The sequence below is a fragment of the Streptomyces sp. NPDC006687 genome, assembly GCF_040636215.1.
GTDB lineage: Bacteria > Actinomycetota > Actinomycetes > Streptomycetales > Streptomycetaceae > Streptomyces.
On sequence record NZ_JBEYJJ010000014.1, the window covers coordinates 52,270 to 77,797 of the forward strand.

General features: G+C 72.2%; 25 protein-coding genes and 1 tRNA gene. 13 read left to right on the forward strand and 13 right to left on the reverse strand.

Annotated elements, in window-relative coordinates; genetic code table 11:
- Nucleotides 1-274: 274 nt before the first annotated feature.
- Nucleotides 275-856: a flavin reductase family protein gene (locus tag ABZ716_RS18665; RefSeq protein ID WP_358813111.1), complete on the forward strand. Its 582-nt coding sequence runs from the start codon at nucleotides 275-277 to the stop codon at nucleotides 854-856.
- Nucleotides 857-881: 25 nt separating this feature from the next.
- Here ABZ716_RS18665 and arfB read toward each other — a convergent pair whose 3' ends face one another.
- Nucleotides 882-1,307 carry an alternative ribosome rescue aminoacyl-tRNA hydrolase ArfB gene (gene arfB, locus ABZ716_RS18670; RefSeq protein WP_358813110.1) on the reverse strand — a complete coding sequence of 142 codons (426 nt, stop codon included), beginning with the start codon at nucleotides 1,305-1,307 and terminating at the stop codon, nucleotides 882-884.
- A gap of 175 nt (nucleotides 1,308-1,482) precedes the next feature.
- On the opposite strand from arfB, the gene ABZ716_RS18675 reads away from it, so the two are divergent.
- The gene (locus ABZ716_RS18675; RefSeq protein ID WP_351891012.1) at nucleotides 1,483-2,058 is read left to right on the forward strand and encodes a TerD family protein; all 576 of its coding nucleotides are present in this window, start codon (nucleotides 1,483-1,485) and stop codon (nucleotides 2,056-2,058) included.
- Between the two features lie 54 nt (nucleotides 2,059-2,112).
- Here ABZ716_RS18675 and ABZ716_RS18680 read toward each other — a convergent pair whose 3' ends face one another.
- Both ABZ716_RS18680 and ABZ716_RS18685 read right to left on the reverse strand, forming a co-directional pair.
- Nucleotides 2,113-3,531 carry a M1 family metallopeptidase gene (locus ABZ716_RS18680; RefSeq protein WP_358960117.1) on the reverse strand — a complete coding sequence of 473 codons (1,419 nt, stop codon included), beginning with the start codon at nucleotides 3,529-3,531 and terminating at the stop codon, nucleotides 2,113-2,115.
- A gap of 20 nt (nucleotides 3,532-3,551) precedes the next feature.
- Nucleotides 3,552-4,079 (reverse strand): heme-binding protein, encoded by a 528-nt coding sequence (locus tag ABZ716_RS18685; protein ID WP_358813108.1) that lies wholly within the window; start codon nucleotides 4,077-4,079, stop codon nucleotides 3,552-3,554.
- An 861-nt stretch (nucleotides 4,080-4,940) separates the two neighbouring features.
- Between ABZ716_RS18685 and ABZ716_RS18690 the strand changes: the two genes are divergently transcribed.
- The 4 genes from ABZ716_RS18690 to ABZ716_RS18705 are packed head-to-tail and all read left to right on the forward strand — an operon-like array spanning nucleotide 4,941 to nucleotide 7,759.
- On the forward strand, nucleotides 4,941-6,080 hold the full coding sequence (locus ABZ716_RS18690) for a sensor histidine kinase (protein WP_358813143.1): 1,140 nt from the start codon (nucleotides 4,941-4,943) through the stop codon (nucleotides 6,078-6,080).
- Nucleotides 6,077-6,700, forward strand: a complete 624-nt coding sequence (locus ABZ716_RS18695; protein ID WP_358813107.1) for a response regulator transcription factor — start codon at nucleotides 6,077-6,079, stop codon at nucleotides 6,698-6,700. The genes ABZ716_RS18690 and ABZ716_RS18695 overlap by 4 nt, the downstream gene beginning before the upstream one ends.
- Before the next feature lie 38 nt (nucleotides 6,701-6,738).
- Entirely contained in the window at nucleotides 6,739-7,245 is a 507-nt protein-coding gene (locus tag ABZ716_RS18700) for a hypothetical protein (RefSeq protein ID WP_358960119.1), read from the forward strand.
- Nucleotide 7,246: 1 nt separating this feature from the next.
- Nucleotides 7,247-7,759, forward strand: a complete 513-nt coding sequence (locus ABZ716_RS18705; RefSeq protein ID WP_358960122.1) for a GNAT family N-acetyltransferase — start codon at nucleotides 7,247-7,249, stop codon at nucleotides 7,757-7,759.
- A gap of 211 nt (nucleotides 7,760-7,970) precedes the next feature.
- Here the strand turns inward: ABZ716_RS18705 and ABZ716_RS18710 are convergent, their stop codons facing one another.
- A complete protein-coding gene (locus tag ABZ716_RS18710; protein WP_358813104.1) occupies nucleotides 7,971-8,651 on the reverse strand; it encodes a pentapeptide repeat-containing protein in 681 nt (226 codons plus the stop codon).
- A 176-nt stretch (nucleotides 8,652-8,827) separates the two neighbouring features.
- Between ABZ716_RS18710 and ABZ716_RS18715 the strand changes: the two genes are divergently transcribed.
- Both ABZ716_RS18715 and ABZ716_RS18720 read left to right on the forward strand, forming a co-directional pair.
- Nucleotides 8,828-9,823 carry a zinc-binding dehydrogenase gene (locus tag ABZ716_RS18715; protein WP_358960245.1) on the forward strand — a complete coding sequence of 332 codons (996 nt, stop codon included), beginning with the start codon at nucleotides 8,828-8,830 and terminating at the stop codon, nucleotides 9,821-9,823.
- Between the two features lie 55 nt (nucleotides 9,824-9,878).
- On the forward strand, nucleotides 9,879-11,258 hold the full coding sequence (locus ABZ716_RS18720; protein WP_358960125.1) for an FAD-binding oxidoreductase: 1,380 nt from the start codon (nucleotides 9,879-9,881) through the stop codon (nucleotides 11,256-11,258).
- Nucleotides 11,259-11,343: 85 nt separating this feature from the next.
- Here ABZ716_RS18720 and ABZ716_RS18725 read toward each other — a convergent pair.
- Nucleotides 11,344-11,417: transfer RNA gene (locus tag ABZ716_RS18725), tRNA-Thr, on the reverse strand.
- Between the two features lie 161 nt (nucleotides 11,418-11,578).
- On the opposite strand from ABZ716_RS18725, the gene ABZ716_RS18730 reads away from it, so the two are divergent.
- The 4 genes from ABZ716_RS18730 to ABZ716_RS18745 all read left to right on the forward strand — a co-directional run bounded on the left by ABZ716_RS18730 (nucleotide 11,579) and on the right by ABZ716_RS18745 (nucleotide 15,768).
- Nucleotides 11,579-12,961 (forward strand): RNA-guided endonuclease TnpB family protein, encoded by a 1,383-nt coding sequence (locus ABZ716_RS18730; protein WP_358960127.1) that lies wholly within the window; start codon nucleotides 11,579-11,581, stop codon nucleotides 12,959-12,961.
- Between the two features lie 290 nt (nucleotides 12,962-13,251).
- On the forward strand, nucleotides 13,252-14,328 hold the full coding sequence (gene ugpC, locus ABZ716_RS18735; protein ID WP_358813101.1) for a sn-glycerol-3-phosphate ABC transporter ATP-binding protein UgpC: 1,077 nt from the start codon (nucleotides 13,252-13,254) through the stop codon (nucleotides 14,326-14,328).
- A 203-nt stretch (nucleotides 14,329-14,531) separates the two neighbouring features.
- Entirely contained in the window at nucleotides 14,532-14,945 is a 414-nt protein-coding gene (locus ABZ716_RS18740; protein ID WP_351889867.1) for a hypothetical protein, read from the forward strand.
- A 52-nt stretch (nucleotides 14,946-14,997) separates the two neighbouring features.
- On the forward strand, nucleotides 14,998-15,768 hold the full coding sequence (locus ABZ716_RS18745) for a nucleotidyltransferase family protein (RefSeq protein ID WP_358813100.1): 771 nt from the start codon (nucleotides 14,998-15,000) through the stop codon (nucleotides 15,766-15,768).
- Nucleotides 15,769-15,879: 111 nt separating this feature from the next.
- Here the strand turns inward: ABZ716_RS18745 and ABZ716_RS18750 are convergent, their stop codons facing one another.
- The 6 genes from ABZ716_RS18750 to ABZ716_RS18775 all read right to left on the reverse strand — a co-directional run bounded on the left by ABZ716_RS18750 (nucleotide 15,880) and on the right by ABZ716_RS18775 (nucleotide 22,199).
- A complete protein-coding gene (locus ABZ716_RS18750; protein ID WP_358960130.1) occupies nucleotides 15,880-17,403 on the reverse strand; it encodes a DoxX family protein in 1,524 nt (507 codons plus the stop codon).
- A 172-nt stretch (nucleotides 17,404-17,575) separates the two neighbouring features.
- Nucleotides 17,576-18,547 (reverse strand): 23S rRNA (guanosine(2251)-2'-O)-methyltransferase RlmB, encoded by a 972-nt coding sequence (gene rlmB / locus ABZ716_RS18755; protein WP_358813098.1) that lies wholly within the window; start codon nucleotides 18,545-18,547, stop codon nucleotides 17,576-17,578.
- Nucleotides 18,548-18,679: 132 nt separating this feature from the next.
- Nucleotides 18,680-20,080, reverse strand: a complete 1,401-nt coding sequence (gene cysS, locus ABZ716_RS18760; protein ID WP_351889856.1) for a cysteine--tRNA ligase — start codon at nucleotides 20,078-20,080, stop codon at nucleotides 18,680-18,682.
- Between the two features lie 106 nt (nucleotides 20,081-20,186).
- The gene (gene ispF / locus ABZ716_RS18765; RefSeq protein WP_358813097.1) at nucleotides 20,187-20,738 is read right to left on the reverse strand and encodes a 2-C-methyl-D-erythritol 2,4-cyclodiphosphate synthase; all 552 of its coding nucleotides are present in this window, start codon (nucleotides 20,736-20,738) and stop codon (nucleotides 20,187-20,189) included.
- A complete protein-coding gene (ispD, locus tag ABZ716_RS18770; RefSeq protein ID WP_358813096.1) occupies nucleotides 20,728-21,474 on the reverse strand; it encodes a 2-C-methyl-D-erythritol 4-phosphate cytidylyltransferase in 747 nt (248 codons plus the stop codon). The genes ispF and ispD overlap by 11 nt, the downstream gene beginning before the upstream one ends.
- Before the next feature lie 242 nt (nucleotides 21,475-21,716).
- Nucleotides 21,717-22,199, reverse strand: coding sequence for a CarD family transcriptional regulator (locus ABZ716_RS18775; protein ID WP_003953493.1), 483 nt, complete (start codon nucleotides 22,197-22,199; stop codon nucleotides 21,717-21,719).
- A 554-nt stretch (nucleotides 22,200-22,753) separates the two neighbouring features.
- Between ABZ716_RS18775 and ABZ716_RS18780 the strand changes: the two genes are divergently transcribed.
- Nucleotides 22,754-23,413 (forward strand): DUF461 domain-containing protein, encoded by a 660-nt coding sequence (locus tag ABZ716_RS18780; protein WP_358960132.1) that lies wholly within the window; start codon nucleotides 22,754-22,756, stop codon nucleotides 23,411-23,413.
- 106 nt (nucleotides 23,414-23,519) lie between these two features.
- Here the strand turns inward: ABZ716_RS18780 and ABZ716_RS18785 are convergent, their stop codons facing one another.
- Together ABZ716_RS18785 and ABZ716_RS18790 are read right to left on the reverse strand one after the other, a co-directional pair.
- Nucleotides 23,520-24,200, reverse strand: a complete 681-nt coding sequence (locus ABZ716_RS18785) for a response regulator transcription factor (protein WP_042813788.1) — start codon at nucleotides 24,198-24,200, stop codon at nucleotides 23,520-23,522.
- Nucleotides 24,197-25,435, reverse strand: coding sequence for an ATP-binding protein (locus ABZ716_RS18790; RefSeq protein ID WP_358813094.1), 1,239 nt, complete (start codon nucleotides 25,433-25,435; stop codon nucleotides 24,197-24,199). The genes ABZ716_RS18785 and ABZ716_RS18790 overlap by 4 nt, the downstream gene beginning before the upstream one ends.
- Nucleotides 25,436-25,528: the final 93 nt, after the last annotated feature.

Consider the following 25,528-nt stretch of genomic DNA (forward strand, 5'->3'; position numbering starts at 1 on the left):
ACTCCAGGTTTGTCATCGGCGTTTCGTTGCGGTGTCCCGTCCACTGAATCACAGTGAGCTGTGCGGCAGGTACACAGGGTCAACAAATCTTGCCCTCTGTGACTCAAGTCACATGAGATGAAGAGCGCTACGCCATGGGCCCGTTGAGGACGAGGGGCCCTCCCCCGCCTTCCCACGCGCAAACGATACGCCCGGCCCTAGTCCCTGCGGCGGGGACGCGGCTCGGACCAGCGCCCGATGTGCGGCGCACGGCGACCGTACTAGCGTGCGGTACGTGCCGAAGACGACCCCCGTAGCCCAGCCCTACGCCCCCGACGCCCCCCTCTCCCCCCATCCTGAGGGGGTGAGCAACGAGGAGTTCCGCGCCGCCATGTCCCGGCTGGCGGCGGGCGTGTGCCTGATCACCGCCCACGAGCCGCCCCTGACCGCCGACGGGCCGCGCGGGGAGGACGTGGGCATGACGGCCACCGCCTTCATGTCGGTCTCCCTGGACCCGCCGCTGGTGCTGGTCAGCGTCCGCGAGGGGTCCCGGATGGACGACCTGCTGGCGGAGCAGCCGCTGTGGGCGGTGTCCCTGCTCGCGGAGAACCAGCTCCAGGTGGCGGGCCGCTTCTCGATGAAGGGCCGCATCAGCGACCGGCTCCTCTTCGCCGACCTCGCCTACGAGCGGGGCGCCGCCTCGGGGGCCCCGCTGCTCTCGGGGGCCCTGGCCACCCTGGAGTGCCGCACCCGGGACCGGGTGGCGGCGGGCGACCACACGCTGGTGATCGGAGAGGTCCTGACGACCGCGTTCCCCTCCCCCGACGCCCAGCCCCTGACGTACTTCCGCGGCCGCTACCGCCACCTGCTGCCGTAAGGGCCGTGGACGCGGCCACGGGGACCTACCAGTCCCGCGCGCTGCGCCCCCGCTTCGTCTCGCCCCGCGCCTTCTTCTCCCGCAGCCGCCGCTCGTTGATCCCGCGCGGGATCCTCGTCGGCCTGCGGGTCTTCGGCGGGGCCGCCGTCGCCTCCGCCAGCACCGAGGCCATCCGGACCAGCGCCATCTCCCGGTTGCGGTACTGCGACCGGTGCTCGGACGCCCGCACGGTCAGCACCCCGTCCACCAGCCGCCCGGCGAGCCGCTCCAGCGCCCGCTCCTTCCACACCTCCGGCAGCGCCTTCGTCGCGGCGACGTCGAACAGCAGCTCCACCCGCGAGTCCGAGGTGTTGACGTGCTGCCCGCCCGGCCCGGAGGAACGCGAGAACCGCCAGGCGAGCTCCGCCTCGGGGAGCACGACCGCACCGCGGATGACATAGGGACCAGGCATGCCCCCTATGATCCGCCCGCGCGCCGCCCCCGTCACCCTCATTTCCCGCCCGGGCTCCTTCGCGGAACCTCCCTGGAACCTCCGCGCCCCCTCGCCGCGTTATGAAGGGCAGCGGTAGCTTGACCCCGTATCGGGGGTCATGGCACCCGGAATGTCGAGGAAGGACACCAGTCACATGGCAGTAAGCCTGTCCAAGGGCGGAAACATCTCGCTCTCGAAGGAGGCCCCCGGCCTCAGCGCCGTCACGGTCGGCCTCGGCTGGGACGTCCGTACGACGACCGGTGTCGACTTCGACCTCGACGCCTCGGCCATCGCGGTCGACGCGACGGGCAAGGTCGTCTCCGAGGGCCACTTCGTCTTCTTCAACAACAAGTCCACCCCGGACCAGACCATCGTCCACACCGGCGACAACCGCACCGGCGAGGGCTCCGGCGACGACGAGTCCATCAAGGTGAACCTGGCCGGTCTGCCCGCCAGCGTGGACAAGATCGTCTTCCCGGTCTCCATCTACGACGCCGACTCTCGCAGCCAGAACTTCGGCCAGGTCCGCAACGCGTACATCCGCGTCGTCAACCAGGCCGGCGGCGCCGAGATCGCCCGCTACGACCTCTCCGAGGACGCCGCCACCGAGACCGCGATGGTCTTCGGCGAGCTCTACCGCAACGGCGCCGAGTGGAAGTTCCGCGCCGTCGGCCAGGGCTACGCCTCCGGCCTCACCGGCATCGCCCAGGACTTCGGCGTCAACGTCTGAGCCCCGCCCGCGGCCAGGCCCCTCCCCGGCACCCCGGGGAAGGGGCCGCCCCGGCTACCCCGCCTTCGGGCGGCCCTGCCCGTACAGCCACACGTCCCACACGTTCTTCAGGTCCGCGCCCGTACGCCGCTGCGCGTACGCCGTGAACTCCGCGGTGCTCGCGTTCCCGTACCGGTGGTCGGCGGCCCAGCCCCGCAGCAGGTCGAAGAACTTCGCGTCCCCCACCTCCTGCCGGATCCGGTGCAGCACCATCGCGCCCCGGTAGTAGACCGGGTCGTCGGAGATGCGCGCGGCGCCGGGCGGCGCGGCGGGCGGGAACGCGGCCCAGTCCCCACCGGCGTTCTCGTCGACCGACGTGTCACCGGCGAGGAACGCCTCGAACCGCCGCTGCGCGGACACCCCGCCGTGCGACTCCGCCCACAGCCACTCCGCGTACGTGGCGAACCCCTCGTTCAGCCACATGTCCTTCCAGGACTCCGGCGACACCGAGTTCCCGAACCACTGGTGCGCCAGCTCGTGCACCACCAGCTCCTCGCCGGGCGCACCCGGGTAGACCGGCTTGGTCTGCGTCTCCAGCGCGTACCCCAGGGTCCCCGCCGGCATCACGATCGACCCGGCCGTCCCGAACGGGTAGGGCCCGAAGGTCGCGCTCCCCCACTCCACCACCTCCGGCACCCGCGCCAGCACCGCCCGCGCCGCCTCCTCCTCCCCCGGAGCCACGGCCTGGTAGAGCGACACCCCCGAAGCGGTACGCCCGGTACTGACCCGGAACTTCCCCACGGCGAGGGTCGCCAGGTAGCTCGCCATCGGCTCCGCGCTCCGCCACGCGAACTCCGTCCGTCCGCCGCCGGCCTCTCGGCGGGAGAGCAACTCCCCGTTGGACACGGCCTCGTACCCCGCCGGAACGGTCACCGTGATGTCGTACGTGGCCTTGTCACTGGGGTGGTGGTTGCCCGGGAACCAGCCCATCGACCCCACCGGCTCGCCGACGGCGACCACGTCACCGCCCTCCGCGGTGATCCAGCCCTCCTTGGAGCCGTCCGGATCGACCAGCGGCTTCGGCCGCCCGCTGTAGTCCACCCGCGTACGGAACACCTCGCCCTTGCGCAGGTCCCGCACCGGACGCACCGTCAGCTCACTGCCCGTCCGGTTGTACCGGGCCCGGGCGCCCTGCACCTCCACGCCCTCGACCTCCAGCCCGCTGAAATCGAGGTTGAACGAACTGAGGCCCTGCCCGGCCCGCGCCGTGATCACCGCCGTCCCGTGCAGCACGCCGTCGGCGGGGTCGTACGCCAGGTCCAGCGCGTAGTGCTCGACCTCGTACCCGCCGTTGCCCGCCCGCGGGAAGTACGGATCCCGCAGCCCGGACGCACCCGGCCGCCCCTGCACCGTCGCCCCCGTACACCCCGTGGCGAGGGCGGCCAGGACGGCGAGGACGGGGGCGGCGGAGCGGAGGAGCGCGCGGAGTTCCACACGCCCGATCCTAAGTCGGGCTACTTGTCGAGGGCCTCGACACCGGCCTTGGCGAACTTCTCGTCCAGGTCACCGCTCGGCGCACCGGCCACACCGATACCGGCGACGGGCGCACCGCCGGCCTGGACCGGCGCGGCACCGGCGAGGAACAGGGTGCCGGGGATGTCCTTCAGGTTGGGCGTCTGCGCCAGGCGGCCGGCCAGCACCGAGGTCGGGGCGTTCCAGGACACGGCGGTGTAAGCCTTGCGCTGCGCGGACTCGTACGACTGCGGACCGGCGCCGTCACCGCGCAGGGTGACGAGGGTGTTGCCGTTGCGGTCCACCACGGCGACCGTCACCTTCTGGTTCTCCTTCTCGGCCGCCTGGAGCGCGGCCTGGGCGGCGCGGGTGGCGGCGTCGACGGTCAGGTGGGTCGAGGTGGTGAAGTTGCCGCTCTTGGCCTCGTCCTTCTTGGCAGGGGTGGCGCTCGCGCTGACGGCCCCGAAGGTACCGGCACCGAGAACGACGGCGAGGGCGGTACCGGTGAGGACGCGGGTACGGGTGTTCATCTCTGCTCCTGGTGGTCTCGACTGGCTCCCTCCCACCTTCACCCCCACCCCCGCCCCGCCCCATCCCCGTACCGGCTGCCCCCACCGACCACACCGGTTGACTGGGAGGTCATCCGATCGGCCGATGCGGTGGGGCCGGCCGCCCGCTTCCCTGATACCGAACCCGCCTTCAACGCCGGCGGGGCCGGGGTTACCCGAGCCGGTCGCCCGCCTGCGGGCCGTGTCCTGGGGGCCAGCCCCCAGACCCCCGCGCCTCAAACGCCGGCGAGGCTCAGATTTGCCGAACCCGGCTGCGAACGTGCCTCCGCTCGCTCGCGCGGCCGGGGGCGGGGACGGGGTGGGGTGTCGTCCGGGGCTAAAACGAGATGACTTCGGCGCCATGCCCCGACCCACAACACTGACCCGGATCAGAGCGCCGAACATCGAAGCCCGCCCCGGGCGGCACCCCACCCCGGCACCGACCCCGGCCACCCCCGACTCCGCACCTAGCCGGCCCCGCCCCGCAGGGCCCACCACCCACCCCCGACACCGCAACCCGCACCCCGCCCCGCAAGGCCCACCACCCACCCCCGAGCCCGCACCTAGCCGGCCCCGCCCCACAGGGCCAACGGCCCAGCCCCCGACCCCGCACCCCAGAACCCCGCCCCGCCCCGCCCCGCCCCGCAAGGGCAACGCCATCCCCGACCCCGCCCGCAAGGGCAACCGCCCCAGCAACGCCCCGCGGGGGCACGCCCCCCCCGGCCCCCGGCCCGCAGAACCGCCCGGCCAGGGCAACGGCGGGACAATGGACACCCCACCCCCAGGAGAGCCCCCGTGAGCCACCCCCCGCGGAAGCCCGACACCCGCGCCCTGGCCACCGTCATGCACGCGGCGTTCTTCCTGCTCCTCGGCGCCTCCGTGGCCCGGTTCCTCCTGCGCCACCCCGGCGAACCCCGCACCCCCTGGGTCATCGCCCTCAGCGTCACCCTGGCCCTGCTCTACGTCCTCGGCCCCGCCGTGGGCGGCACCACCCCCGGCGTCACCGGCACCCCCCGCCGGAGGCTGTGGCTCGGCCTCGTCGTAGCCACCTGGGTCGTCCTCGTCGTCCTCGCACCCAGCTTCGCCTGGTGCGCCGTCCCCCTCTTCTTCACCGCCCTCCGCACCCTCCCCCCACGCGCGGCGGTAGCCCTCGTCACCGTCCTCACCGTCTTCGTCGTCGCGGCCCAGCTCAAGCTCTCCACCGCCTTCGACCCCAACCTCCTCCTCGCCCCGCCCGCCATCGCCGCCCTCGCCACCGCCGTCTTCGTCCACATGGAACGCCAGGCGCAAGCCCAGCGCACCCTCATCGACGACCTCATCCGCACCCGCAGGGAACTCGCCGCCACCGAACGACGCGAAGGCACCCTCGCCGAACGCCAGCGCCTGTCGATGGAGATCCACGACACCCTCGCCCAGCACCTCTCCAGCCAGCAGATGCTGCTCCAGGCAGCCGACCGCACCTGGGACACCGACCCGGCCACCGCCCGCGCCCACGTCCGCACCGCGACCGGCATCGCCGCCCGCGGCCTCGCCGAGGCCCGCCGCCTGGTGCACGACCTGGCCCCGCCCGAGCTGGACAACGGCGCGGGCCTCGCCGACGCCCTCCGCGCCCTGGACGCGGGCCCCCACATCGAGGTCCGCTTCCACCTCGAAGGCACCCCCGCCCCCCTCCCCGACCGCGCCGAATCCGCCCTGCTGCGCATCGCCCAGGGGGCCCTCGCCAACATCCGCGAGCACTCCGGCGCCCGCACCGCCGCCCTCACCCTCAGCTTCCTCGGCGACCAGGTGGTCCTGGACATCGCCGACGACGGCACCGGCTTCACCGCCACCGCCCCCACCACCCACGCCCCGGCCGACCGCGGCCACGGCCTGCCCGCCATGCGCGCCCGCGTGCGCCAGCTCGGCGGAACCCTGACCATCGAATCCACCCCCGGCGAGGGCACCGTCCTCTCGGCCTCGATCCCCCTGGAGCCCACAGGATGACGACGATCCTCCTCTGCGACGACCACGTCGTCGTCCGCGCCGGACTGCTCGCCCTCCTCGGCAGCGAACCCGACATCGAGGTCCTCGGCGAAGCCGGCAGCGGCGAAGAGGCCGTCGCACTGGCCGCCAGGCTCCACCCCGACGTCGTCCTCATGGACCTCCAGCTCGGCGAGGGCATCGACGGCGTGGAGGCCACCCGCCGCATCACCGCCCTCCCCCGCCCCCCGCACGTCCTCGTCCTGACGACCTACGACACGGACGCCGACATCACCCGCGCCATCGGCGCCGGCGCCACCGGATACCTCCTGAAGGCCGAACGCCCCGAGGAGCTCTTCGCCGCCATCCACTCGGCGGCGGCCGGCCGCACCACCCTCTCCGCACCCGTCGCCAGCCGCGTCATGGCCCACATGCGCGGCACCCGCCCCACCCTCACCGACCGCGAACTGGACATCCTCGGCCAGCTGGCCCGCGGCCTCGGCAACCGCGACATCGCCCGCGCCCTCTTCATCAGCGAGGCCACCGTCAAGACCCACCTGGGCCGCATCTACGACAAACTCGGCGTCGACACCCGCGCCGGCGCCGTGGCGGTGGCCAAGGAACAACGCCTTCTCCCCTCCTGACCACCCGCCCCCCACCCACCCGTGACACCATCGGCTACGTGCTCGACATCGGCTACTCCCTCTCCCGGCGCTTCCCGGACCCCCCGCAGACCGACTACCGCTCGGCGGACGTCCACACCCTGCGCCACGACCTCTTCTGCGGCGACGTCTACCTCGCCGACACCGACAAGGACACCGAGGTGTCCACAGCCTGGGGATGGGTGCCCGTACTCGACTTCGCCTGGGCCCTGTGCGACATCGTCGAGCAACTCGACCAGGACCCCCGCGGCAGCCGCTCCGCCCACAGCCAGTACGCCGAAGTGGACTTCACCGAGTCCAGCGACCGGATGCTCTTCGAACGCCGCTTCGGCTGGGTCGACATCGAAGCCGACTGGATGCCGCCCGAGGAGGAGCCGCTGACCTTCAGCCACCGGCTGCTGCGCCGCGAGGCCCGCGACTTCCTCCACGACCTGATCGCCGACCTCGTCGACATGCACGAGGACCTCGCCGACAACCCCGTCATCTGGACCCTCCAGTCCCGCTTCCCCCGCGTCCCGGCGGCCTGACATGCGGCTGCGCGACGTCTCACCGGACGACCTCGACGCCTACGTCCGGATGCGGTGCGACCCCGGCATGATGGCCCACCTCGGCGGCCCCCAGCCGCCCGAGGACATGCCGGCCCTGGTCCTGCGCGACGCCGGAAAGGCGGCCGCCGACCTGGCCTGGATCAAGATGATCGTCCCCGACCCCGCCACCGCCCCCGAGGTGGTCGCGGGCACCGTGAACCTCTGGTCCCACGAGACCGACGACGGGCCCGTCTCCGAGATCGGCTGGATGATCCTCCCCGAACACCAGGGCCGCGGCCTCGGCAAGCGCGCCGTGCGCACCCTCCTGGAGCAGGCCCGCGACGCCGGCCGCTGGGGCGTCGTGCACGCCTATCCCTCCACGAGCAACGCCGCCTCGAACGGCATCTGCCGCTCCGTCGGCTTCCGCTTCGTCGCGGAGACCGAGGTACCGTTCGCCGGCCGGATGTTCACCGTCAACCACTGGTCCATCGACCCCGCGACGGACCTGGCCTGACACACCCGCCCACCGCGCCCCCAGGCCGTCTCTTCCGGATCCTGTCTGAGCCCGCGCCGCCCGGCACCGCACCTCGCCGCCTTGGCCGGGCACCAAGTACGTCCAGTACGGCGGCGCCCGGCCAAGGCACCGGTGCACGGCACCTGGGGGCACCTCCCAGCGGTAGCTGGGGGAGACGCGGGCCTGACCGACAAGATCCGAAAGAGACGACCTACCCCACCACCCGCACCCCCAACTGCGCCGCCAGCGCCGGCGCCAGGTCGAACAACTGCGACGGGCTGATCACCGCCCCCGCCAACGACTCCACCCCCCGCGCCACCTCCAGCTCCGCCGCGCCCCGCAGATCCACATCCGCCAGCCGCGCCCCCGTCACATCCATCCCCCGCAGCACGCAGTCCCGGAACTCCACGCGCTCCAGCACCGCGCCCGCGAAGTCCGGCTCCACCAGCACGCACCCCTCGAACACCACGTCCCGCAGCCGCGCCTGCCGCAGATTCAGGTAGTCGATCTTGCCGCCGCGCACCAGGACCCGCTCCAGCACCGCCCCGTGCAACTGCACCCCGCCCAGCCGCGCCTCCCGCACCTCCACATCCCGCAACGAAGCACCCGACAGGTCCGCCCCCACCCCCCGGACCCCCTCCAGCACCGAATCCATGACCCGCGCCTTCGCCAGCCCGGCCCCGTCCAGCCCGCACCGCCGCAGCGCGCAGTCCATGAACCGCGCCCCGACCGCCTCCTGCCCCGCCAGGTCCAGGTCGGCGAACTCCAGCCCGTCGTAATCCCCCTCCGGCTCCAGCACGCCCCCTTCCCACACCACCAGCTCCGGCAGCACCACCTCCGCCCGCCGCGCCGCCTTCACCGACTGCCCGCCACCCCGCCCGTTCCGCGCCATGCCCCCATCGTGACCCACCCCACTGACAAGCCCCCCTGACGACCCACTCCCTGACGACCCACCCCACAACCCACCCTTGACCTCAACCCCGCTTGAGGTCGGACGCTCTCCCCATGACCACGACCGGCCCCGCCACGCGGCCCACCCCACAGCCCACCGCGACCCCGCCCGCCACCATGAAGGCCATCCGCCTCCACGCCTTCGGCCCCGCCGAGAACCTCACCCACGAAACCGCCCCCCTCCCCACCCCCGCCCCCGGCCAGGTCCGCGTCCGCGTCGCCGCGGCCGGCGTCCACCTCCTCGACACCACCCTCCGCCAGGGCATCCAGGGCCCGCCCGCGCCCCTCCCCGAGCTCCCCACCATCCCCGGACGCGAAGTCGCCGGCACCGTGGACGCCCTCGGCCCCGGAACCGACCCCGCCTGGCTCGGCCGCACCGTCGTCACCCACCTCGGCTTCCGCCCCGGCGGCTACGCCGAGTACGCCGTCGCCGACGCAGACCGGCTCCACCCCGTACCCGACGGCCTCGACCCCGCCGAAGCCGTCGCCATGATCGGCACCGGCCGCACCACCCTCGGCATCCTCCAGTTCGCCGACCTCGGCCCCCACTCCGTCACCCTCGTCACCGCCGCCGCCGGAGGCATCGGCACCCTCCTCGTCCAGTACGCCAAGAACGCCGGCGCCACCGTCATCGCCCTCGCCGGAGGCCCCGCCAAGACCGCCCTCGCCACCGCCAACGGCGCCGACCTCGCCCTCGACTACACCACCCCCGACTGGGCCGACGCCCTCCACGCCCACCACCCCGCCGGAGCCACCGTCCTCTTCGACTCCGTCGGCGGCGACACCACCCGCACCGCCCTCACCCTCCTCGCCCCCGGCGCCCGCCACCTCGTCCACGGCTGGTCCAGCGGCGCCCCGTACACCCCCACCGACACCGAACGCGCCGCACTCGACACCCGCCGCATCACCACCCACCACGTCCTCGGCCCCGCCATGCTCCAAGCCGTCGGCACCCCCGACCCCCTCCGCACCCTGGAGACCCGCGCCCTCGCCGAAGCCGCCGCCCGCCGGCTGCGCCCCGCCGTCCAGCGCTACCCCCTCGCCCAGGCCGCCCGCGCCCACCACGACCTCGAATCCCGCGCCACCACCGGCAAGGTCGTCCTCGAACCCTGAGACCCGACACCCTGCCCATGGACACCCCTCCCCCACCGCCTGTACCAACTCCCCCATGACGATCAACGGCGGTATCTCCTTCTGGTACGCGACCGACACCACCACCCCCCAGCCACCCCGCGCCCCCCTCACCACCGGCACCACCGCCGACGTGGCCATCGTCGGCGGCGGCTACACCGGCCTGTGGACCGCCTACTACCTCAAGCGCGCCGCACCCCACCTGCACGTCACCGTCCTGGAGCAGAAGTTCTGCGGCTACGGCGCCTCCGGCCGCAACGGCGGCTGGCTCTACAACGGCATCGCCGGCCGCGACCGCTACGCCGCCCTCCACGGCCACGCGGCCGCCCAGCGCCTCCAGCAGGCCATGAACGACACCGTCACCGAGGTCGTCGACGTCGCCGCCAAGGAGGGCATCGACGCCGACATCCACCGCGGCGGCGTCCTCGAAGTCGCCCGCACCCCCGCCCAGCTCAGCCGCCTCCGGGCCTTCCACACCGCCGAACTCTCCTTCGGCGAGACCGACCGCGAGCTCTACGACGCCACCGCGACCCGCGACCGCATCGCCGTATCCGACGCCGTCGGCTCCAGCTGGACCCCCCACGGCGCCCGCATCCACCCCCTGAAACTCCTGCGCGGCCTCGCCGCCGCCTGCGAACGCCTCGGGGTCGTCATCCACGAGTCCACCCCCGTCACCGAGATAGCCCCCCGCCGCGCCGTCACCCCCTACGGCACCGTCAGCGCCCCGTACGTCCTGCGCTGCACCGAGGGCTTCACCGCCTCCCTCAAGGGCCACAAGCGCACCTGGCTCCCGATGAACTCCTCGATGATCGTCACCGCCCCCCTGCCGCCCTCGGTCTGGCAGCAGCTGAACTGGACGGACGCACCCCTCCTCGGCGACATGGCCCACGCCTACATGTACGCCCAGCGCACCGCCGACGACCGCATCGCGATCGGCGGCCGCGGGGTCCCGTACCGCTTCGGCTCCCGCACGGACAACGACGGCCGCACCCAGCCGGCCACCATCGCCTCCCTCACCGCCCTACTCACCGCCTTCTTCCCGGTCCTCACCGGAACGGAGATCACCCACGCCTGGTCGGGCGTGCTCGGCGTCCCCCGCGACTGGTGCGCCACGGTCACCCTGGACCCCGCCACGGGCCTCGGCTGGGCCGGCGGCTACGTCGGCTCCGGCGTGGCCACCGCCAACCTCGCCGCCCGCACCCTGCGCGACCTGGTCCTGGACGAGCCCACCCCGCTGACCACCCTCCCCTGGGTCCACCACCGCGTCCGCCCCTGGGAACCGGAACCCCTCCGCTGGCTCGGCGTCCACGCCCTGTACGCCGCCTACCGCGCGGCCGACCACCGCGAATCAACCACCCACACCCCGGCCACCACGCCCCTGGCCCGCCTGGCGAACCGCGTCTCGGGCCGCTCCTGAGGCACGCAAAAGGCCCCGGGGGCTCACCCGGGGCCTTCCGCTTATTTACGAATTCCCTTGATCAGATGCCTCTGACCTGGGACGGAGCCGCCTGTCGGAATCGAACCGACGACCTCAAGATTACAAGTCAAGCGCTCTAGCCAACTGAGCTAAGGCGGCACGCCCAAGCGCACAGACCCACCGTGCGCGAAGCCGCTCTTACTCTACACAGGGCCCGATTCCCCAAGCCATCACATTGACCTCGCACCCGTAACCCCTCACGCAAGCGTTCGTTGACCGTACTGGTGTGCCGTTCTGGAGATCAGATCGCGGGAGGGTAGATGGCAGACCGAATAACAGGGGAAGAAGCCCGGCGCATCAAGCGCGAGCTCCTCGGGGTGGGCGACCGGACCAAGCATCGGCGGAGAGTGGTCGCGCCCCTGAAGGGGCTGGTCAGGAAGCCGGGCACGCAGCAGCGTGTCTACCGCTTCCGCTTCTACCCGGCGGCCGACCAGGCGGCCCAGCTCACCCAGACCTTCGGTGCCTGCCGCTGGGTCTACAACGAGGGTTTAGCCCTCCGGGTGAAGGCGTGGGAAGAGCACCGGGTCTCGCTGGGCTTCGCGGAGACCTGCCGGGCTCTGACCGGGTGGAAACGCGTACGACAGACGGCGTGGCTGAAGGAGACCTCGTCTGCGGTCCTCCAGCAGTCCCTGCGACACCTGGACTCGGCCTTCTCCCGGTTCTTCAAGGGTTCAGCGAACTATCCGAAGAGGAAGTCCAGACACCACTCCAAGGACTCGGCCACCTACGTCCGGACCGGCTTCCGATGGGTCGAGGACCCGGAGCGTCCGGGTACGGCCACGGTCACCCTCGCCAAGCAGACGAAGCCACTCGACATCCGCTGGTCGCGCGCGCTCCCCGCAGGGCAGTTACCGGTGAAGCTGAATGTCACCCGCGACCGGGCCGGCCGCTTCTTCCTCTCCGTCCTGGTGGAAGAAGTGATAGTCCCGCTCCCCGAGGTGTTCCTCCCGGGTGGCCGGGAGCCCAAGGCCATGGGCCTCGACCTCGGGCTCGCGACGCTGGTGACGCTGGACGACGGGGAGAATCTGCCGCATCCCCGTCTCCTGGCGAAGTACGAGAAGCGGCTCGTATCCCTCCAGCGCGAACTGCACCGGAAGCAGAAGGGTTCGAAGAACCGGGGGAAGGCCAGGGAACGGATCGCCCGTCTGTACGCCTCGATCGGTGACGTCCGCCGTGATCAGCTGGACCAGTACACCACCCGCCTCGTGCGCGAGAACCAAGTGCTCGTGGTGGAAGACCTGCCGATCGCCAATCTCCTAAGTGCGGGCACGGGAGGAAGCAGGCGCCGCAAGGCAGCTATTAACCGGTCGATCACCGACGCCGCCTGGGGTGAGCTGCTGCGCCAGCTCCGCTACAAGTGCGATTGGTACGGACGGACCCTGGTGATTGTGGACCGGTTCTTCCCGTCGACCCGCCGCTGCTCCGCGTGCCACGCGAAGGGCCCGAAGCTCCACGTGTCCATCCGCGAGTGGACCTGCGCGGAGTGCGGGGCCGCTCACGACCGGGACGAGAACGCGGCGGTGAACCTCCGGGAAGAAGGGATGCGGCTGTACTGGGCGGTGGCCATGGCCTTGCCTCCGGGACGGGTGCCGCCGAGTGTGATCAAGGCTTCAGAGCTGCCGGACATCGTCCCGGCGGTGTAGCCGAGCACAGTACGGACCGACGGGCCGTCGGCCGCAACGCCTGTGGAGCCTGCGTAGGACCGATCCGGTGTGACCCCCTAGGGTCTCGCCAGGCCGGCAGCGGGCGTCGAAGCAGGAACCATGGTCAAAAATCCGGTGCTCTACCCCACCCTGCTGGAGACCATCCGGGGCGTCAGGTTGCTGACAGACGGGCTCCGGGCAGGTAGCGTCGGGCGGAGTCCTTGATATTGGACTAGACCTTCCACTCGGATCGTCCGGCACGTTCCTGCCGGTAGAAGGGATGCATCACCATGGCTTCTGTCACCTTCGACAAGGCGACCCGCCTCTACCCCGGCGGCGACAAGCCCGCCGTCGACCAGCTGGAGCTGGAGATCGAGGACGGGGAGTTCCTCGTGCTCGTCGGGCCCTCCGGCTGCGGCAAGTCCACCTCGCTGCGCATGCTCGCGGGGCTGGAGGACGTCAACGGCGGCGCCATCCGCATCGGGGACCGCGACGTCACGCACCTGCCGCCCAAGGACCGGGACATCGCGATGGTGTTCCAGAACTACGCGCTGTACCCCCACATGACCGTCGCCGACAACATGGGCTTCGCGCTCAAGATCGCCGGCGAGGACAAGGCCACCATCCGCCGCAAGGTGGAGGAGGCGGCGAAGATGCTGGACCTGACCCAGTACCTCGACCGCAAGCCCAAGGCGCTCTCCGGCGGCCAGCGTCAGCGCGTCGCCATGGGGCGGGCCATCGTGCGCAAGCCGCAGGTGTTCCTCATGGACGAGCCGCTGTCGAACCTCGACGCCAAGCTCCGCGTGTCCACCCGTACGCAGATCGCCGCGCTCCAGCGCGACCTCGGCATCACCACCGTCTACGTCACCCACGACCAGGTCGAGGCCATGACCATGGGTGACCGGGTCGCGGTGCTGAAGGACGGGCTGCTCCAGCAGGTGGACACCCCGCGGAACATGTACGACCGGCCGGCGAACCTGTTCGTCGCCGGGTTCATCGGCTCGCCGGCCATGAACCTGGTCGAGGTGCCGATCACCGACGGCGGTGTGAAGTTCGGGGACAGTGTGGTGCCGGTGTCGCGTGAGGCGCTGTCCGCCGCCGCCGACTCGGGCGACAAGACCGTCACCGTGGGCGTGCGCCCCGAGCACTTCGACGTCGGCGAGGGCGGCGGTCTGACGATCACCGTGAATGTCGTCGAGGAGCTGGGCGCCGACGGCTACGTCTACGGCAGCCGAGACGGGCAGGACATCGTGGTCCGCGTGGGCGGCCGTCAGGTGCCCGAGAAGGGCTCCTCGCTGCATGTGGTGCCGCGGGCCGACGAGATGCACGTGTTCTCGACCTCGACCGGGGAACGCCTCTCCGGCTGACCGGCCGGGGTAGCGCGCGGGAGGGGTGTTCCGTCAAGGAGCGCCCCTCCCGCGGCAGTTGCGGGAGGCGGGGGCCAGGAACCCCGGCAGATACGGGCATTCGGCCGCGCGCGTCAACCCGTAAATCGAAAAGCCACGTCGAACCATCCCTCGACCGGGTGACCAAATGTCGCCAAACCCTTACCGAGCGCTACTCTCGCCTCGTGACCCACACTGCCCGCCGAATCGGCCGTTCCCTCGCCCTGGTCCTGCCCGTCGTCCTGGTCCTGTCCGGGACCCTCGCGGTCACCATGGTCCCTTGGGCGGACAACTCCCCGTCCCAGATCCTGACCGCCTCCGCCGAGGACGTCTCCGTCCCCGCGAAGCCGCGCGCCCCGCAGGACGTGCTGCGCGACAAGCTGCTCAGTGAACTCCAGCAGGGTGAGAACCCGGGTGTCGTCCTCGGGCACCTCCAGGAGCAGGTGAACGGGCGGCCGTCGCTCGCCGAGCACTGCATGGGCATCGCCCGGGCGCTGGGCCGGGCCGCCGTCGAGGCGTACGGGCCGACGAAGGCGCAGTCCTTCGCCCGTCCGGTGTGCGACACCTCGTACGCGTCCGGCGTCGCCTCGATGGGCTGACGCCCGCCGTGCCGCCCCGGCCGGGGCGGTGGCCGTCCCTACGCTGACGGCCATGACCGACACCCCTCCGCCCGCTGCACCCACCTCCGACCGCGCGGCCGCGTTCCCGGCCCCGCCCGTCCAGGCCGTCGTCCTGGCGGGGGGCCAGGGTTCGCGGCTGCGGCCGTATACGGACGACCGGCCGAAGCCGATGGTCGAGATCCCGGGGACGGGACTGCCGATCATCGGGCACCAGTTGGCGTGGCTGGCGGCGGAGGGGGTCACCGATGCCGTCGTCTCGTGCGGGCACCTGGCGGAGGTGCTCCAGGAGTGGCTGGCGCGGGCGGTGCTGCCGTTGCGGGTGACGACGGTGGTGGAGGAGGAGCCGTTGGGGCGCGGGGGCGGGCTGAAGTACGCGGCCCGGCACCTGCCGTGGCCGGACCGGCCCTGGTACGCGACCAACGGGGACGTGTGGACGCGGTTCCCGCTGCGGGAGATGGCGGCGTTCCACGCGGAGCGGGGGGCGACGGCGACGCTGGCGCTGGCGCGGCCGCGGATTCCGTGGGGGGCGGTGGAGACCAACGAGTTCGGGCAGGTGCTGGACTTCGTGGAGGCACCGCTGTCGCCTTATCTGATCAACGCCGGGGTGTACGTGTTCGCGCCCGGATTCGCCGCGCTGCTCCCGGACTTGGGGGACCACGAGCGGACGACGTTCCCGCGTCTGGCGAGGGAGCGGCGGCTGGCGGGGTTTCCGCTGCCGCAGGGGGCCTACTGGCGGGCGATCGACACGGCGAAGGACCTGGCGGAGGCCGCACGGGAGTTGGCGGCCCACAGCGGCGTCTGAGGCGTGTGGAGCGTCGGGGCGCCGGGGCATCGGGGCATCGGGGCGTGTCAAGGACGGCGGAAGGGCCCGGCGCGTACGCCGGGCCCTTCCGTGGTGTGTGCGGGGTGATGGTCAGCCGAGGAGGCCGCCGACGAGGCCGGGCTTCTTGGCGGTGGTGTCCGTGCCGCTGGTGCGGCTGCCGGAGGTGGTGGGGGGCTGCTGGGGGCTGGACTGCCGGGGGGTGCTGCTGCGCGGGCTCTGGCCGCCGGTGCTGCCCTTGGTGGTGCCCGGGGTGCCGGAGCTGTCGCGGGTCGGGGCTCCGCTGCCGGTGCGGCCGGACTTGGCGGCGGGCGTGGAGGCGGAGGCCGAGGGGGAGGGTGAGGCCGACTTGGAGGGCTGCTGCTTGGGTCCGCCGGACTGCTGGGGGCTGGGGGGCTGCGGCAGGGGGCTGCCGGGGAGGTAGTTGCTGGGGGCCTGGCCGGGGCCGGGGACGGTGACGACGGTGCTGGAGCGGACGGCGCCGCCGAGGAGGGAGCCGATGAGGAGGGTCAGCCCGCAGACGACGGTGGCCATGATGGCGCCGCGGCGCAGGACCCGGCGGCGCAGCATCCACATCTCGGAACGGGGTCCGAGCGTGCGCCAGGCTTCGCCGGCGAGGCGTCCGTCGAGGGAGTAGACCGGAGCGCCGGCGATGATGAGCGGGCTCCAGGCGGCCAGGTAGATGATGTCGGGGGCGTCGTAGGCGGGGACGGTCTTCCAGCTGACGGTCATCAGCAGGGCGGCGGAGAGCAGCGCGCCGATGCAGGCGGCGAAGCGCTGCCAGAGGCCGAGGATGGTCAGGACGCCGACGAGCACCTGGAGGAAGGCGACGGTGAGGCCGGCGCCGACCGGGTGGGCGAGGGCGAAGTCCCGCAGGGGTTCGGCCAGGGCCCAGGGGTGCAGGGTGCGCAGCCAGGTGACCATGGAGCCGCGTTCGCCGCCGTCGAAGTAGACGGGGTCGCACAGCTTGCCCATGCCGGCGTAGACGGAGATGAAGCCGAGGAAGACGCGCAGCGGGAGGAGGACCACGCCCAGGTTCATGCGGCGGCCGGGGTAGTACGAGGCCAGGGCGCGGCTGTCGGCGGAGGGGCGCCGGGTGTCGGTGCCGGAGCCGGCGTACTGGTCCTCGTAGGGCAGGCCGTGGGCCTGGCGTGGCTGGTCGGGGACGGCGGCGAGGGGGCGGGTGTCGTCGGCGTAGCTGCGCTGGCCGATGACGGTGGGGGTGGCGAGGGTGTCCTCGCCGAGGTCGCGCGCGAGGTCCACCCGGGGGATGGTCTGGGTGGCGCCGCCGTCGTAGTCGTCGTGGCCGCGGCCGGCTTCCCGTACGGCCTGGAGGAGTCCGCCCGTGGCCGCCGCGTCGTCGCCGGGGGCGGTCTTGCCGCTCCAGACGACGGGCGCGCGGCGGCGGGTGACTCCGGCGGCCGCGACGGCTCCGGCGGCCAGGACCGGGGCGCGGCCGGGGGCGTTCGAGGGCTTGGAACGCGCGCTCGGGCTCGGTGCGAGCCGCACGCGGAAGCTGGCGTGGTTGACGATGACCTGTGCGGGGTCGCACGGCACCTTGACCATGCTCAGCGCGGGCTGGTCGTCGAACCCTGACGTTCTGGTGTCCACACTCATCTAACCGAGTGATCAGTGTTTAGGACACTGCCTTGACAGCAGGGATCTGTCCGAGACCCGTCAAGATCAAGTCGCCCCGCCCGGGAGGGGCGGGGCGACACGCTCACGGGTCACGTTCCGTGGGCCGGTTGGATCAAGCGGGCCGCCCCGGTGCGGCCCGTACGGCGGCAGGTCAGACGCGGCCTCGGGCGGCGCGGCGGCGGGCGGCCTCGTAGAGGACGACGCCCGCGGCGACACCGGCGTTGAGGGACTCGGCGCCGCCCGGCATGGGGATGCGGACGAGGAAGTCGCAGTTCTCGCCGACGAGGCGGCCGAGGCCCTTGCCCTCGGAGCCGACGACGATGACGACGGGGCCGGCGAGGGCCTCCAGGTCCTGGACCTCGTGGGTGCCTTCGGCGGCGAGGCCGACGATGGCGATGCCGGCCTTCTTGTACTCCTGGAGGGCGCGGGTCAGGTTGGTGACGCGCGAGACCGGGGTCCGGGCGGCGGTGCCGGCGGAGGTCTTCCACGCGCCGGCGGTCATGCCGGCCGCGCGGCGCTCGGGGATGACCACGCCGTGGCCGCCGAAGGCGGAGACGGAGCGGACGATCGCGCCGAGGTTGCGCGGGTCGGTGACGCCGTCGAGGGCGACGATGAGGGGGTCCTCGCCGTTGTCGTAGGCGGCGTCGGTGAGGTCCTCGGGGTGCGCGTACTCGTACGGCGGGACCTGGAGGACGAGGCCCTGGTGGTTGAGGCCGTTGGTCATCCGGTCGAGCTCGGGGCGCGGGGCTTCCATCAGGTTGATGTTGCCGCGCTCGCCGGCGAGCTTGAGGGCGTCGCGGACGCGCTCGTCGTTGTCGATGAACTGCTGCACGTAGAGGGTGGTGGCGGGGACGCCGTCGCGCAGGGCCTCGAAGACCGGGTTGCGGCCGACGACCATCTCGCTGGCGCCCTTGGGGCCGCCGCGGCGGGGGGCGGGGCGGCGCTTGGCGGCCTGGCGGGCCATGGCGTTGGAGACGCGGAACGCCTTGTGGCCCTTGCGGTCCTCCGCCTTGGGGGTGGGGCCCTTGCCTTCCAGGCCCCGGCGCCGCTGGCCACCGCTGCCGACCGTAGCGCCCTTCTTGTTGGACGTGCGGCGGTTCCTGCGCTGGCTGTTACCGGCCATGACCTCTACCTGTTTCGTTCGTGCTGCGATATGTACGTATGAAGAGTGTGCCGCCCGGATGGCCGGGCGGCACAACGGCGCTGGTCCGAGCGGGTCCGGTCCGGTTGCGGAACGGGCCCGGGCGGGTCCGGATCAGCGCGGGCCGAGCGTCCAGCGCGGGCCGGTGGGGCTGTCCTCGATGACCAGGCCGGACTGCTGGAGCTGGTCGCGGATGGCGTCGGCGGTCGCCCAGTCCTTGCGGGCCCGGGCGGACTCGCGCTGGTCCAGGACGAGGCGTACGAGGGTGTCGACGGCTCCGTGCAGTTCCTCGCCCCGGTCGGTCTCGCCGGCCCACTGGGGGTCGAGCGGGTCCAGGCCGAGGACGCCCAGCATGGCCCGCACCTCGGCGAGGCGGGCGATGGCCCCGTCCTTGTCGTCGGCGGCGAGCGCGCTGTTGCCCTGGCGGACGGTGGTGTGGACGATCGCGAGGGCCTGGGGGACGCCCAGGTCGTCGTCCATCGCCTCGGCGAAGGCCGGGGGCACCTCGGCGGCCGGCTCGACGGGCCCGCCCGCCTTCTCCACCACGCGCTGGCAGAAGCCCTCGATCCGCGCGAACGCGGACTCGGCCTCGCGCAGCGCCTCCTCGCTGTACTCGATCATCGAGCGGTAGTGCGGGGTGCCGAGGTAGTAGCGCAGGACGATCGGGCGCCACTGCCTGACCATCTCGGAGACGAGCACCGAGTTGCCCAGCGACTTGGACATCTTCTCGCCGGACATGGTGACCCAGGCGTTGTGCATCCAGAAGGCGGCGAACTCGTCGCCGAACCCCTTGGCCTGGGCGATCTCGTTCTCGTGGTGCGGGAAGATCAGGTCCAGGCCGCCGCCGTGGATGTCGAAGGCCCGGCCGAGGTACTTGTGCGCCATGGCGGAGCATTCGAGGTGCCAGCCGGGACGGCCGCGGCCCCAGGGGGTCTCCCAGGAGGGCTCGCCGGGCTTGACGGCCTTCCACATGGCGAAGTCGCGGGGGTCGCGCTTGCCCGTCTCGCCCTCGCCGGAGGGCTGGAGGAGGTTGTCGAGCTCCTGGTTGGACAGCTCCAGGTAGCCGGGGAAGGAGCGCACGTCGAAGTAGACGTTGCCGTCGGCCTCGTACGCGTGGCCGCGCTCGATGAGGCCGCGCATCATCTCGACCATCTCGGTGATGTGGCCGGTGGCGCGGGGCTCGTAGGTGGGCGGCAGGCAGCCGAGTGCGGTGTAGCCGTCGTTGAAGGCGCGCTCGTTCTCGTAGCCGATGGACCACCAGGGACGGCCCTGCTCCGCCGACTTGGCGATGATCTTGTCGTCGATGTCGGTGACGTTGCGGATGAAGGTGACGTCGTAGCCGCGGTAGCTGAACCAGCGGCGCAGGATGTCGAAGTTGAGGCCGGAGCGGATGTGCCCGATGTGCGGCGCCGCCTGGACGGTGGCACCGCAGAGGTAGATCGAGACGCAGCCCGGCGTGAGCGGGGTGAAGTCGCGGATCTGCCGGGCGCTGGTGTCGTACAGGCGAATAGTCACGGCATCCAGGGTAGTGCGCGTGCGGCAGTGCCCCGCGACCGTTTGAGGTCGCGGGGACGCTTTGTTGCCGAAGAGGTGACATCCGTCATCGGCGGCCTGACATCCGTCACGGCCGCGCCGGCTCCGTGGGCCGCGCCGGCTCCGTCCGTTCCGTCCGCTCCGCCCGGTAGACGAGGGCGGTGGCGATGGCGGCGAGGCCCTCGGCGCGGCCGGTGAGGCCGAGTCCGTCGGTGGTGGTGCCGGAGACGGAGACGGGGGCGCCCGCGGCGGCCGCGAGCGCCTTCTGTGCTTCTTCGCGCCGTTTGCCGATCTTCGGGCGTACGCCGATCACCTGGATCGCGATGTTGCCGATCTCGAAGCCCTCGGCGCGGACGATACGGGCCGCCTCCGCCAGCAGGGTGACGCCGGCGGCGCCGGACCACTCGGGGCGGGAGGTGCCGAAGTGCGCTCCGAGGTCGCCGACGCCGGCGGCCGAGAAGAGGGCGTCGCAGGCGGCGTGCGCGGCGACGTCGCCGTCGGAGTGCCCGGCGAGACCGTCCTCGCCCTCCCACAGCAGGCCGGCGCACCACAGCTCGCGCCCGGTCTCGAAGGCGTGGACGTCGGTGCCGATCCCGACGAGCGGGATCAGGGGGGCGGCGGGGCCGGGACTAGTAGGCATCGGTGGCCCTCCTGCGGGCGAGTACGGCCTCGGCGAGGACCAGGTCGAGCGGGCGGGTGACCTTGAACGCCTCCTCGTGGCCGGGGACGACCACGACGGTGACCCCCGTGCGTTCCACCAGGCCGGCGTCGTCGGTGGCACCCTCGCCGGCGACGGCGATGGTCTCGTGCGCGTGCCGCAGCGTCTTGAGGTCGAAGCCCTGCGGGGTCTGCACGGCGCGCAGCCGGGACCGCTCGGGGGTGCCGAGGACGGGCTCGGGCTCGCCGGGCCTGCCGGGCTCGACCTCCTTGACGGTGTCGGCCAGCGGCAGGGCGGGGACGACGGCGGGCGCGCCGTCGCGGACGGCCTCGACGACGGCGTCCACGGTGTCGACGGGGACCAGCGGGCGGGCCGCGTCGTGGATGAGGACGGAGGTGACGTCGGCCGGGAGGGCGTCCAGGCCGGCCCGCACGGATTCCTGGCGGGTGTCACCGCCGGGGACGACGAGGATCTCGGTGCGGTCGGACAGCGGGTGCTCGTCCAGCAGGTGGCGCACCTCGGTGGCCTCGGCGGGCGGGGCGACGACCACGACGACGGACACCGCGCGGGAGCGGGCCATGGCGCGGACGGCGTGGACCAGCATCGGTGTCCCGCCGAGGGCCCGCAGGGCCTTGGGGGCGCCGGGGCCGAGGCGTACCCCCCGGCCGGCGGCCGGGATCACCGCGGCGGTGCGGTGGGGGCGGGATTCGTCAGACATCAGTAGCTCCGAGCCAGGTTTGTGACTTCGGCCGACATGGGTATGGCCTGAGGGGTGCCGGGTGCGACGCCCTCGCCCCTTCCGTGACGACCGGTCGAGCCGGCTGCCCGGACCCGGCGCGCAAGGAACGTGCGGAGTGTGCGGACGCAGACATGCCGCAGCGCCCGGCAACAGCCCTCCCGTGGAGGAGAGGGCGTGTCATCGGGCACCGCGGCACACTGTGATCGGTTTCGGTTCGAGCGTCAGGACGCGAGAACCTCGTCGAGGAGGGCCTCGGCCTTGTCCTCGTTCGTGTTTTCGGCGAGCGCCAGCTCGCTCACCAGAATCTGCCGCGCCTTCGCGAGCATCCGCTTCTCACCGGCGGAAAGCCCACGCTCACGCTCGCGACGCCACAGGTCACGCACCACTTCGGCGACCTTGATGACATCGCCCGAAGCGAGCTTCTCCAGATTCGCCTTGTAGCGACGGGACCAGTTCGTGGGCTCTTCTGCGTAAGGTGCGCGGAGCACCTCGAAGACCCGGTCCAGCCCGTCCTGGCCGACTACGTCGCGAACACCGACGAACTCCGCATTGTCCGCAGGCACACGAACCGTCAGGTCGCCCTGGGCGACCTTGAGCACCAAGTAGGTCTTGTCCACGCCTTTGATCTGGCGAGTTTCGATGGCCTCGATCAGCGCGGCCCCGTGATGGGGATAGACCACGGTGTCGCCAACCTTGAACGTCATGTGACAGGTACCCCTTCCGTGGCTATCCAGGGTAACACGAGAACTGACTGTTATGAATGGCGTTTTCGCAGGTCAGGGCACCTCTCGGGGCTTGACAACAGCGACACGAACGTGCTGCGGAAGGGTTCCGGAGGGGGGTATTCGCAGGTCGGAGGCGCTGTGCGGACCGGGCGAAACGGCCACGTTACACCGGGAGCGCAGGCCCATCAGTGTGACGTACGTCCCGTTTTGCCGGGTTCCAGGACAGGAAAACGACGTACTCCGTTCGACTGGCGGCCACGCGTACGGAGCGGTTCCGGCCCAATCCCGAATTGATCACGGACCGGCGTTCGGGGGAATGCCTGAATTCGATCATCGCGGGGCCGTCCGGCGGCATAGCGGAATGCAAGATCGCGCACCCGTGCGGCGCGGTGCCCGCACTGCGGAGGGTCGGGTGCGGGGGCGGGGTGGCGGCTCGGTAACCTAAGCCCGCTGACACACCCTTAGGGCGGCTTTACCTCGGCCGCTCCGAGGCCCCATCCTCCCGTCCGTACGTCCAAGGAGTTGCCGCCGCCGTGAGCCGCAGCCTTCGACGCGGCGCCCTCGCCGCTTCCGCCGTAGTGTTCTCGCTCGCCTCGCTTGCCGCGTGCGGCGCGGGCAACGACGCGCAGACTCTCCAGATCAAGCCGGACAACGCCGCCGTCACCAAGGGCGCCATCAAGGTCCAGAACGCCCTGGTGATCACCAAGGGCGGCAAGGAGAAGAAGGGCCCGGCCGCCGTCTCGGCGACCGTCTTCAACTCCGGCGACAAGGACCAGACCCTGGACGCGATCACCCTGGCGGGTGGCAAGTCCAAGGTGACCCTGAAGGGCGCCGAGGGAGCCGGCAAGATCACCGTGCCCGCCGGCGGCTCCGTGGTCATCGGCGGCAAGGGCAACGCCTCCGCCGTCGTCGAGGGTGGCCGCGAGGCCATCCAGGACGGCAACGTGCAGGAGATGACCTTCCAGCTCAGCACCGCCGGTGACGTGAAGCTGGACGCCTACGTGGTCCCCGCCGCCGGTATGTACGCCGGCTTCGGCCCCACCGAGGCCCCCGCCGCCGGCGCCACCCCGGCCCCGTCGGGCTCCTCCTCCCCCGCCCCGTCGGGCAGCCCCTCCGGCTCCCCGTCCACCGCGCCCTCGGGCGCCCCGTCGGGCTCCCCCTCGGCCTCGGCGTCGCACGCGGCCGGCCACTGACACGGCGCACGCCCGGCGACGCGGGAGCACCGCGCCGCCGGACGAGAAGAAGGGGCCCCAGCCGCATCGCGGCCGGGTCCCCTTCCCCTTTTCACGCCCGGCAGGGCTACGGCTCGAACTTGTAGCCCAGGCCGCGGACCGTGACCAGGTAGCGCGGAGCGCCCGGGTCCGGCTCGATCTTGGCGCGCAGGCGCTTGACGTGGACGTCGAGGGTCTTGGTGTCGCCGACGTAGTCCGCGCCCCACACCCGGTCGATCAGCTGCATACGGGTCAGCACGCGGCCCGCGTTGCGCAGCAGCATCTCCAGCAGGTCGAACTCCTTGAGCGGCAGGTCCACCTTGGCCCCGCCGACGGTGACCACGTGCCGGTCCACGTCCATCCGTACCGGACCGGCCTCCAGCGCCGCCGGGGTGACCTCCTCCGGCTCGCCGCGGCGGCGCAGGACCGCGCGGATGCGGGCGACGAGCTCGCGGGAGGAGAAGGGCTTGGTGACGTAGTCGTCGGCTCCTATCTCCAGCCCGACGACCTTGTCGATCTCGCTGTCCTTGGCGGTCACCATGATCACGGGGACGTTGGAGCGGCCGCGCAGCTGCCGGCAGACCTCCGTGCCCGGCAGGCCGGGCAGCATCAGGTCCAGGAGGACGAGGTCGGCGCCGTTGCGCTCGAACTCGTCGAGCCCGTCGGGCCCCGTCGCGGCGATCGCGACCTCGAAGCCTTCCTTGCGGAGCATGTAGGACAGGGCGTCGCTGAAGGATTCCTCATCCTCGACGACGAGCACTCGGGTCACGGAAGGACCTCCGGGGAGGGGACGGCTGGTTCTGGATCGGGCAGGGGTGTCGTGGTGCCGGGCGCGGGCGACGGAGCCGGGGCGGCCGCCTCGGGGAGCCGCAGGGTGAACGTGGAGCCCTGGCCCTCGGAGCTCCACACCGACACCTCCCCGCCGTGCGAGGCCGCCACGTGCTTGACGATGGCGAGGCCCAGGCCGGTTCCGCCGGTCGCGCGGGAGCGGGCCGGGTCCACCCGGTAGAAGCGCTCGAAGATGCGTTCGCGGTCCTTCTCGGGGATGCCGATGCCCTGGTCGGTCACGGCTATCTCGATCAGGTCCCCGCCCGGCGCGGTCACCCGGCGGGCGGCGATCCCGACCCGGGTGCGGGCCGGGCTGTAGTTGACGGCGTTCTCCACCAGGTTGCCGAGGGCGGCGGCCAGCTGGCCGCGGTTGCCCCAGACGCGCAGGTCGGCGGTGCCTCCGGCGGCCATGGTGATCTGCTTGGAGGTGGCCGTGTGGCGGCAGCGGTCGATGGCCTCCGCCACCAGCGTGTCCACCCGTACGGGCTCGGCGTCCTCCAGCGGGTCGTCGTTCTGCACCCGGGAGAGGTCGATGAGCTCCTGGACGAGGTTGATCAGGCGGGTGGCCTCGATCTGCATGCGGCCCGCGAAGCGGCTGACCGCCTCGGGGTCGTCCGCGGCGTCCATCACCGCCTCGGACAGCAGGGAGATCGCGCCGACCGGGGTCTTCAGCTCGTGCGAGACGTTCGCGACGAAGTCACGGCGCACCGCTTCGATACGGCGCGCCTCGGTGAGGTCCTCGACCAGCAGCAGCACCAGGCGGGAGCCCAGCGGCGCCACGCGGGCGGAGACGGCGAGGGCCTCGCCGCGGCCGGTGCCGCGCCGGGGCAGGTCGAGCTCGATCTGGCGTATCTCTCCGTCGCGGCGGGTGTCACGGGCCATGTGGAGCATGGGCTCCACGGCGAGCTTCCCGCCGCGGACCAGGCCCAGGGCGTAAGCCGCCGAGCTGGCCTTGACCACCGCGTCCCCCTCGTCGAGGACGACTGCGGAGGAGCGGAGTACGGAGAGCACCGTGTCCACGCCGGGCGGGAGCACCGCGTTGATGTCGGGGCGCATGGAGCTCCTCGTGGGGCGGGCTTGGTCGCGCTCGCTCCAGCGGAACGCCAGCATGGCGATGACACCGGTGCAGAGACCGGCGATCGCCGCAGCTGCGGCGACCGCCGCGTTCACGTCCATGTGTCCAGGTTAAGCAGGTGCTACGACACTTCCCCAGCCGTTCGGGTGGCAGCTCGAACACTCGTCGCCCAGAGTTCACCCTGGCGACGGTGC